Consider the following 8642-nt stretch of genomic DNA (forward strand, 5'->3'; position numbering starts at 1 on the left):
GACGGGGGACGTGCCGGGCCGGTCGTCGCACCCGGCCCCGCCCGTCCTCCCCCGCGTCAGCCCTCGTCAGCCGTCAGCCGCAGCGAGATGCTGTTGATGCAGTACCGCTGGTCCGTGGGGGTCGGGTAGCCCTCGCCCTCGAAGACGTGGCCCAGGTGGGAGCCGCAGCGGGCGCAGCGGACTTCGGTGCGGACCATGCCGTGGCCGCGGTCCTCGATGAGTTCGACGGCGTCGGAGTCCTTGGGGTCGTAGAAGGACGGCCAGCCGCAGTGGCTGGCGAATTTGGTGTCGGAGCGGAAGAGCTCGGCGCCGCAGGCGCGGCAGGAGTAGACGCCCTCGGTCTTGGTGTCGGTGTACTCACCGACGAAGGCGGGCTCGGTGCCGGCCTGGCGGAGTACCTGGTACTCCGCGGGGGTCAGCTCGGCGCGCCACTGCTCGTCGGGCTTGTCGATCTCGTACGGCATCTGGGTCCTCCTCAGCTAGCTGCCCAGGCGGGACAGGATGGCGGGGCCGAGGTCGGTCACATCGCCCGCGCCCATGGTGAGAACAAGGTCACCGGGCTTCGCCATTCCGGCGATGACGTCCGGGACGGCGGCCTGGTCGCTTTCGGGGGTGACATCGGCGCCGGCGGTGCGCGCGGCGTCGATGATCAGGGCGCTGCTGACGCCCGGGATCGGGTCCTCGCGGGCCGGGTAGATGTCCAGCACGACGGAGGCGTCGGCGAGGGCGAGCGCCTGGCCCATCTCGGTGCCCAGCTCCTGGGTGCGGGAGAAGAGGTGCGGCTGGAAGACGACCAGCACCCGGGAGCCCTCGGCGGCGCCGCGGATGGCTTCCAGGTCGGCGGCCATCTCCGTGGGGTGGTGGGCGTAGGAGTCGATGACCTGCACCCCGGCCGCCTCGCCCTTGAGCTGGAGGCGGCGCTTGACGCCGGTGTACTTGCCGAGCGCGGAGGCGAGGTTGTGCGGCGGGAGGTCCAGGGCGACGCCGGCGGCCAGGGCGGCGACGGCGTTGTGGGCGTAGTGCCGGCCCGGGACGGAGACCGTGAAGGTGAGGATCTTGCCGCTGGTGAGGGTGACGGTGACATCGCTGGTCAGGCCGCGGGGGTTGACCTTGAGGATGCGCACGTCGGCGTCCGGGGACTCGCCGTAGGTGACGACCTCGATGTCGTGGCGGCCGGAGATCTTGGCGGTCAGCTCGCGGGCGCCGGGCTGGTCGGCGGCGATGACCAGGGTGCCGCCGGGGCGGATGCGGCCGACGAAGGTCTCGAAGGACTCGTAGATCTCGTCCATCGAGGCGTAGTTGGCGTGGTGGTCCAGCTCCACGTTGAGGATGATCGCGACCTCGGGGGCGTACTTGTGGAAGCTGCGGTCGCTCTCGTCGGCCTCGGCGACGAAGATCTCGCCGGAGCCGTGCGCGGCGTTGGATCCCGGGGCGTCGAGGTCGCCGCCGATGGCGTAGGACGGCTTGAGGCCGAGGGCGCCGAGGGAGACGGCGAGCATGGAGGTCGTCGTCGTCTTGCCGTGGGTGCCGGCGACGGCGATGGGGCGCAGGCCGTCCATGAGGGAGGCGAGCGCGTCGGAGCGGTGCACGACCGGGATGCCGCGCTCGTGGGCGGCGGCCAGCTCGGGGTTGTCCGGGCGGATCGCGGAGGAGACGACGACGCTGGTGGCGTCGGCGGCCAGATGACCGGCGGCGTGGCCGATGTGGACCGTCACACCGAGGGCGCGCAGGGCCTGGGCGGTCGCGGAGTCCTTCGCGTCGCTGCCCGCCACCTGGGCGCCGCGCTGCGCGAGGATCTTGGCGATGCCCGACATACCGGCTCCGCCGATGCCGATGAAGTGCGGCCGGTCCATCGAGGCTGGGATGGCGGGTGCCATGGGTGGGTCTCCCTGATCGTCGATCATCGCGAGCGGTGGTGCTGTCCATGATTCTCGCACCCGGCACCGACAGTGCCGGTCCGTGGACCCCGGCAGGCTGCGAGGACCGGCCCGGCGCGCGGCGTTCAGCGGCGGATCAGGCCCTGTGCGGTGGCGGCGGCGACCGCGGAGGTACGGGAGTCCACGCCCAGCTTGGAGTAGATGTGGACGAGGTGGGACTTGACGGTCGCCTGGCTGAGGAAGAGCTGTTTGCTGATCGCCGCGTTCGACAGACCGTCGGCGACGAGCTGGAGGACCTCGGTCTCCCGGCGGGAGAGCGCGGTGGCGGGGGTGCGCATCCGGTCCATGAGGCGCAGCGCGACGGTGGGGGCGAGCGCGGACTTCCCGGCGGCGGCGGTGCGTACCGCGGCGGCCAGCTCCTCCGGCGGAGCGTCCTTGAGGAGGTAGCCGGTGGCGCCGGCCTCGATGGCGGCGAGGATGTCGACGTCGGTGTCGTACGTGGTCAGGACGAGGACGCGTGGGGCGCCGGGGCGGGCAGTGATCGCCGCGGTGGCCTGGGGGCCGAGCATCCGGCCGCCGAACTGGAGGTCCATGAGGACCACGTCGGCCGCGAGCCGCGCGGCGAGGTCGACGGCCTGCTCGGCGGTGGGGACGTCGGCGACGATCTCGAAGTCCTCCTCGGTCTCCAGGACGGCGCGCAGTCCGGCGCGTACGACGGGGTGGTCATCGGCGAGCAGCAGCCGGATGGGGGTGTCCGTCGCGGTCACGGGGCGGCCTCCGGGATGGCGTCGGGCGCGGCGGCGGGGCAGGGGAGGGTGACGGCGACGGCGGTGCCTTCTCCGGGGGCGGACTCGACGGCGAGGGTGCCCCGGAGGGCGCGGGCCCGGGCACGCATCGCGGCGAGGCCGAAGCCGGTGCCGGCGGCCGCGGCGGAGCCGGGGGCCGGCACCTCGGCGGGGACGAAGCCCGCGCCGTCGTCGACGACGTCCAGCGCGACCTCGGTGTCCATGTAGCTGAGGGTCAGCTCGGCCCGTCCGGCACCGGCGTGCCGCACGGTGTTGGCGAGCGCGGACTGGGCGATGCGCAGCAGGGCGACCTCGTGCGCGGTGGGGAGCGTGGTGGGCGCACCGGAGACCTGGCAGTGCACGGCGAGACCGGAGGTACGGGCCGTGGTGGCGCAGAGCCGCTCCAGGGCGGCGGGCAGCGATCCGGTCTCCAGGTCGGGCGGGCTCAGCGCACGCACGAAGCGGCGCGCCTCGGCGAGGTTGCCGACGGCGGCGGTGCGGGCCTGCCGGACATGGCCGAGGGCGGTGCCGGGCCGCTGCGGCAGGGCGCGCTCGGCGGCCCGCAGCAGCAGCTGGATGCTGGACAGGCCCTGCGCGAGGGTGTCGTGGATCTCGCGGGCCAGCCGCTCGCGTTCGGCGAGCACGCCGGCGGCGTGTTCCGCGGCGGCCAGTTCGCTGCGGGCGGCGGTGAGTTCCTCGATGAGCCGGCGGCGCTGTTCGCTCTCCCGGTAGAGGGCCTGGTAGCCGAGGACGACGGCGACCGCGACGGCGGCGCCCAGGGCGGGGCCGAGCACCGTGCCGACACCGAGGGTGTGGGTGTGCAGGCCGAATCCGGCGACGGCGAAGACGGTGGTGGCCGCGACGGCGGGCAGTGCCGCGCGGAGCGGCAGCAGATGCAGCTGGACGAAGAACAACGGGAAGGCCAGCCAGACCCCGTCCTGGGTGAGGGCGAGCAGCACCAGCCAGATCAGGGCGACGGCGGCGAGCCAGAGGGCGGCGGCGCCGGTGGAGCCGCGCAGACGCGGCAGCCTGGGGCCGATGGCGTACACGGCGCCCAGTGCCGCCGCGGTGGTGATCACGGCCGGGGCGTTCGGGGCGTGCGCGGCGAGGGCGCGTACGGCGGCGAGCGCGAGCAGCGCGGCCACCATCAGATGCAGGCAGCTGCGCAGGACCCGCAGGACGGGGGTGAGGGAGTGAGCGGTCACGGCTTCTTCGGTCACGGCCCCCTCAGGCTAGGTGCCCGCCCCACCTGCGGCATCAACCAAAGGGTTGACCGCGGGGCACACCTTTCGATCCCGGCGGACCGTTCCCCGGCGCGATGTCCGCGACCCGCCCGGGGAGCGACGGTGGGGGCCGGCCGCCGGGCAGTGGAGTCCGGCACCCGGATCCGAGGAGGGCATCGCTTGTGTTCGTCGCCTGGAGGGACCTGAGATTCGCCAAGGGGCGGTTCGCCCTGATGGGCACCGTCATCGTGCTGATCACGATGCTGGTGGGTCTGCTGTCGGGCCTGACGGCGGGCCTGGGCCGGGAGAACACCTCCGCGATCACCGCGCTGCCCGCCGACCATCTGGTGTTCTCGGCGCCCGCCGACGGCAGGGGCGTCACCTTCGCCGATTCGCGGCTGACGGAGCGGACCGTACGGGCCTGGGCGCGGGTGCCGGGCGTACGGCGCGCCGACCCGCTGGGCATCGCGACGACGAAGGCCCAGGCGGGCGGCCGGACCGCCGCGGTGTCGGCGTTCGGGGTGCGGCCGGGGTCGGGGACGGCGCCGGGGCGGGTGGGTGACGGTGCGGTGGTGCTGTCCGGGAAGGCCGCCGCCTCGCTCGGGGTGCGGGCCGGGGGCACGCTGACGCTGGGCGGCCGTACGTTCCGGGTCGCGGCGGTGTCGGGCGCGGCGATGTACAGCCATACGCCGGTGATCTGGACGTCGCTGGAGGACTGGCGGCGGCTGGCGGGCGGCCCCGGACCGGCCGCCGGTGAGCGCTCCGCCTCCGGGAAGGACGGCACATCCGGCGGCTCCGTGGGCGCGACCGTGCTCGCCCTCTCCACCTCGTCGGCGGCCGGGCTGCCGGCCGCCGACAAGGCGCTCGGCACGCGGACGGTGGGCACCGGCGACGCCTTGCAGGCCATCGGCTCGTTCGCCGCCGAGAACGGTTCCCTGCAGCTGATGCGCGGCTTTCTGTTCGCCATCTCCGCGCTGGTCATCGGGGCGTTCTTCACGGTGTGGACGATCCAGCGCGGCGGCGATGTCGCCGTGCTGAAGGCGCTGGGCGCCTCGACCCGCGCTCTGCTGCGGGACGCGCTCGGCCAGGCCGTCGCCCTGCTGGTGACCGGGACCGGTCTGGGCACCGCCGTGGCGGCCGCGGTGGGCGCCGGGATCGGCGGCACGGTGCCCTTCGTGCTCGCCCCGTCCACCGTGCTGGTCCCCGCCCTGATCATGATCGCGCTGGGTGCCGCCGGCGCCGCGCTCGCCGTCCGCCGCATCACGTCCGTGGACCCGCTGACCGCCCTGGGAAGTGCCCGATGAGCCTCGAACTGACCGATGTCACCCTCACCTACCCCGACGGCGATGCCCGGCTGACCGCACTGGACGAGGTCTCGCTGACCGTGCCCCCCGGATGTCTGACCGCGGTGATCGGCCCGTCCGGCTCCGGCAAGTCCAGCTTGCTCGCGGTCGCCGCCACGCTGATCGGCCCGGACCGCGGACGGGTGGTGATCGACGGCACGGACACCGCGGGGCTCGGCCGCGCCGCGCTGACGACGCTGCGCCGCACCAGCATCGGTACGGTCTTCCAGCAGCCGAATCTGCTGCCGTCGCTGACCGCCGCCGAACAGCTGCAGGTGATGGCCCATCTGGACGGCCGGCCGGCCCGTAAGGCGCGGGCGCGGGCGCGGGAGCTGCTGGCAGCGGTGGGCCTGGAGGGCCAGGCCGGCCGGCGGCCGCATCAGCTGTCGGGCGGCCAGCGGCAGCGGATCAACATCGCGCGGGCCCTGATGAACGAGCCCGCGGTGCTGCTGGTGGACGAGCCGACCAGCGCCCTGGACCAGGAGCGGGGCGCCGCGGTGCTCGCACTGCTGCGCACCCTCACCCGCGAGCGCGCCACCGCGACGGTGCTGGTCACCCACGACCCTGCGCATCTGGACGCGGCGGACGCGGTCGCCGAGGTGCGGGACGGCCGGCTCCGCCCGCGGCCCGTCGCCCGCCCCTGACCGCACGGACGGGACCGGCGGCGGTGGGCCGCTCAGCCTCCGGCGGTCCCCTGGGGCTGGTCGTCCGCCGCATGCGAGAAGAGCTTGAGGACCGGGACACCGACCTTGTGGCGGGCACGGGAGGCCCAGTCGCGGTGGAAGAACTCCTCCACGAAGTGCGGGGTGGTCAGCACGATCACCTCGTCCGCCGTGGTCTCGTCGACGACGGACCGCAGCAGGTCGAGCGGATGGTCCTCGACCACCTGTCCGACGGCCTGCGCGCCGGTGTCGCGCAGCGCCTGCAGCGTGTGGGCCAGGGCGAGCTCGGCGGGGGCCTCCGACCGGGCGCCGCCGGGCTCCTCGCCCTCCCTTACGGCGTCGTCGAACTCACCGAGGGCGACATCGTCGATGGCCCTTAGCAGAACATCCTGCTTGCCGCGAGGCTGCATGAGCACGACGAACGAGATCCGGTCATCGCCGTGCAGGGTGGTCACAAACTCCACATCGGCGGGCGTCAGTGGCTTCTCGATCATCAATACGCTCGTGAACACGACGGACGCCCTTCTTCTCTTCGGGGCACCGCATGGCACGGAGCCCGACAGACACCATCCTGCCCCGTCGCCGTGCGGGACCTGTTGGCTTTTAGTGTGCCCAACGGAAGCTAAGCGGAACAGGTAATTCCGCCGATTGTCAGGACCGACGGTAGCGAGTGAAGAGGAACCCGGCCTCCTCCAATACCGACGCCAGGGCGAACCGCTCCGGCACCGGAACGGCGGGGCCGTTCATGATCCTCGGCGCATCGCCCACGGCGACCACCGGAGCCAGCGACAGACACAGCTCGTCCAGCGCGCCGGCCGCCGCGAACTGCCCCAGCAGCATCGGCCCGCCCTCCGTGAGCAGCCGGGTGTGGCCCTGCCCGGCCAGCACCCCGGCCACCCGGGCCGGATCGACGCCCTGCCCCTCACCGGCGAACAGCACCTCGACGCCCGCGGCACGGGCCTTCGTCACCCGGTCCGCCGGCGCGCCCGCGCCGGTCAGCAGCAGGGTGGGAACCAGCGGCTCGGTGAACAGCGGCAGGCTGAAGTCCAGCCCGAGGCCGGCGCTCACCACGGCGATGGCGGGGGCCGGGCCCTGGCCGGCGGCGGCCCGGCGGGCGGCGAACGCCTCCCTGGCGCGGGCCGGCCGGTAACCCTCCTGCCGCACCGTCTCCGCACCCACCACCACCGCATCCGCGAGCCCCCGCAGCACCCCGAAGATCCGCATATCGGCGTCGCTGGAGAGCGGCTGCGAGCGGCCCTCGTGGTGGGCCGCGCCGTCCACGGAGGACACCATGTTCGCGCGCAACCAGCCGGTGCGCCCCGAGCGCACCGGATCGTCCGCCGCCGGGTACGCATAGGCCTCGGCCAGCTCGTCCAGCGTCCACTCGCGGTCCACGGGGTCGAGCGCCCCCACCACGGTGTTCTCGGCGTCAGGGGCCGCGGCGGAGGGGGCGAAGAGGGGGAACAGGCGTCGCATGGCGGCAGTGTGACATGCCTCGCTCACCGGACCGGCGGCCACCGCACACGAGATAGGCTGGACGGCTGTGTCGCCTTCCCAGCACTCTTCCCCGCAGCCCGACCCGATAGCCGGACCGCCGGCCGACGGTGACGACGCTGCGCCCGCCGCGCTCACCGCCCGCGCCCCGCAGGTCCCGGCCGACCGCCTGGTGGCCGAGATGGTGCCGCCGCCGCGTTTCCAGGGCGCCCGCTTCGACACCTACCTCCCGGACCCGAAGCAGCCCAGCCAGGCCGAGGCCGTCCAGGTCCTGAGCGACTTCGCGGAGAGCATCGACGCCGGGCGGGCGAGCTCGGGCAAGCGGCGCTGGTTCGCCAGGAAGCCCGCGGCTCCCCAGGGCCCGCGCGGCGTCTATCTGGACGGCGGCTACGGCGTCGGCAAGACGCATCTGCTCGCCTCCCTCTGGCACGCCACCCCTGCCCCGTCCGAGCGCAAGGCCTTCGGCACCTTCGTCGAGCTGACCAACCTCGTCGGCGCGCTCGGCTTCCAGCAGACCGTGCGCACCCTCGGCGAGCACAAGCTGCTGTGCATCGACGAGTTCGAGCTGGACGATCCCGGTGACACGGTGCTGGTCTCCACCCTGCTCGGCAAGCTGGTGGACGCCGGTGTGGCGCTGGCCGCCACCTCCAACACGCTGCCCGGCAAGCTGGGCGAGGGCCGGTTCGCCGCGGCCGACTTCCTGCGGGAGATCCAGGGCCTGAGCGCCCACTTCCGTCCGCTGCGGATCGACGGTGAGGACTACCGCCACCGCGGCCTGCCCGAGGCGCCCGCCCCGTACGACGACGAGACCGTCACCCGCACCGCCTACCACACGCCCGGCGCCTCGCTCGACGACTTCCCCTCCCTGCTGGAGCATCTGTCCAAGGTGCACCCCAGCCGCTACGGCGCGATGTGCGACGGCATCGAGGCGGTCTGCCTCACGGACGTCCAGGCGGTGCCCGACCAGTCCACGGCGCTGCGCCTGGTCGTTCTCGCGGACCGGCTCTACGACCGTGAGGTACCGGTGCTGACCTCCGGCAAGGCCTTCGACGAGCTGTTCAGCGAGGAGATGCTGCGCGGCGGATACCGCAAGAAGTACTTCCGGGCGATCTCCCGGCTGACGGCACTGGCGCGCGACGCCAAGCCGCTGGTCGAGGGCGCCGCCTAGGGCGTGTCGTTTGGATCAGGGCGGATCAGGGAGCGGGGTCTGGTTCGTGCGATCGCAAGGCGGAGGAGGGAGTCGACGCGGAGCGTCGGC

Annotated in this window: 9 protein-coding genes; 3 read left to right on the plus strand and 6 right to left on the minus strand. The window is 73.7% G+C overall.

Annotation, left to right across the window (positions count from 1 at the left end; translation table 11 throughout):
* Positions 1–56: 56 nt before the first annotated feature.
* The 4 genes from msrB to ACWGI6_RS16060 form a co-directional block, all read right to left on the minus strand.
* Positions 57–464 (minus strand): peptide-methionine (R)-S-oxide reductase MsrB, encoded by a 408-nt coding sequence (gene msrB / locus ACWGI6_RS16045; protein ID WP_453268070.1) that lies wholly within the window; start codon positions 462–464, stop codon positions 57–59.
* Positions 465–479: 15 nt separating this feature from the next.
* Entirely contained in the window at positions 480–1877 is a 1398-nt protein-coding gene (murC, locus tag ACWGI6_RS16050) for a UDP-N-acetylmuramate--L-alanine ligase (protein WP_453268071.1), read from the minus strand.
* Positions 1878–2002: 125 nt separating this feature from the next.
* Positions 2003–2644 carry a response regulator gene (locus ACWGI6_RS16055; protein WP_453268072.1) on the minus strand — a complete coding sequence of 214 codons (642 nt, stop codon included), beginning with the start codon at positions 2642–2644 and terminating at the stop codon, positions 2003–2005.
* Positions 2641–3882, minus strand: a complete 1242-nt coding sequence (locus tag ACWGI6_RS16060) for a sensor histidine kinase (protein WP_453268073.1) — start codon at positions 3880–3882, stop codon at positions 2641–2643. The genes ACWGI6_RS16055 and ACWGI6_RS16060 overlap by 4 nt, the downstream gene beginning before the upstream one ends.
* A gap of 185 nt (positions 3883–4067) precedes the next feature.
* On the opposite strand from ACWGI6_RS16060, the gene ACWGI6_RS16065 reads away from it, so the two are divergent.
* Both ACWGI6_RS16065 and ACWGI6_RS16070 read left to right on the plus strand, forming a co-directional pair.
* On the plus strand, positions 4068–5189 hold the full coding sequence (locus ACWGI6_RS16065) for an ABC transporter permease (protein WP_453268074.1): 1122 nt from the start codon (positions 4068–4070) through the stop codon (positions 5187–5189).
* Entirely contained in the window at positions 5186–5872 is a 687-nt protein-coding gene (locus ACWGI6_RS16070) for an ABC transporter ATP-binding protein (RefSeq protein ID WP_453268075.1), read from the plus strand. The genes ACWGI6_RS16065 and ACWGI6_RS16070 overlap by 4 nt, the downstream gene beginning before the upstream one ends.
* A gap of 32 nt (positions 5873–5904) precedes the next feature.
* Here the strand turns inward: ACWGI6_RS16070 and ACWGI6_RS16075 are convergent, their stop codons facing one another.
* Positions 5905–6384, minus strand: coding sequence for an indole-3-glycerol phosphate synthase (locus tag ACWGI6_RS16075; protein WP_393903991.1), 480 nt, complete (start codon positions 6382–6384; stop codon positions 5905–5907).
* A gap of 157 nt (positions 6385–6541) precedes the next feature.
* Positions 6542–7366, minus strand: a complete 825-nt coding sequence (locus ACWGI6_RS16080; RefSeq protein WP_453268076.1) for a pyrimidine reductase family protein — start codon at positions 7364–7366, stop codon at positions 6542–6544.
* A gap of 67 nt (positions 7367–7433) precedes the next feature.
* Between ACWGI6_RS16080 and zapE the strand changes: the two genes are divergently transcribed.
* The gene (gene zapE, locus ACWGI6_RS16085; protein ID WP_453268077.1) at positions 7434–8552 is read left to right on the plus strand and encodes a cell division protein ZapE; all 1119 of its coding nucleotides are present in this window, start codon (positions 7434–7436) and stop codon (positions 8550–8552) included.
* Positions 8553–8642: the final 90 nt, after the last annotated feature.

The organism is Streptomyces sp. NPDC054786 (genome assembly GCF_053611685.1).

Coding starts and splice junctions, on each gene's coding strand:
- msrB (WP_453268070.1), bottom strand. CDS start 464: ATGCCGTACGAGATCGACAAGCCCGACGAGCAGTGGCGCGCCGAGCTG.
- murC (WP_453268071.1), bottom strand. CDS start 1,877: ATGGCACCCGCCATCCCAGCCTCGATGGACCGGCCGCACTTCATCGGC.
- ACWGI6_RS16070 (WP_453268075.1), top strand. CDS start 5,186: ATGAGCCTCGAACTGACCGATGTCACCCTCACCTACCCCGACGGCGAT.
- ACWGI6_RS16075 (WP_393903991.1), bottom strand. CDS start 6,384: ATGATCGAGAAGCCACTGACGCCCGCCGATGTGGAGTTTGTGACCACC.
- ACWGI6_RS16080 (WP_453268076.1), bottom strand. CDS start 7,366: ATGCGACGCCTGTTCCCCCTCTTCGCCCCCTCCGCCGCGGCCCCTGAC.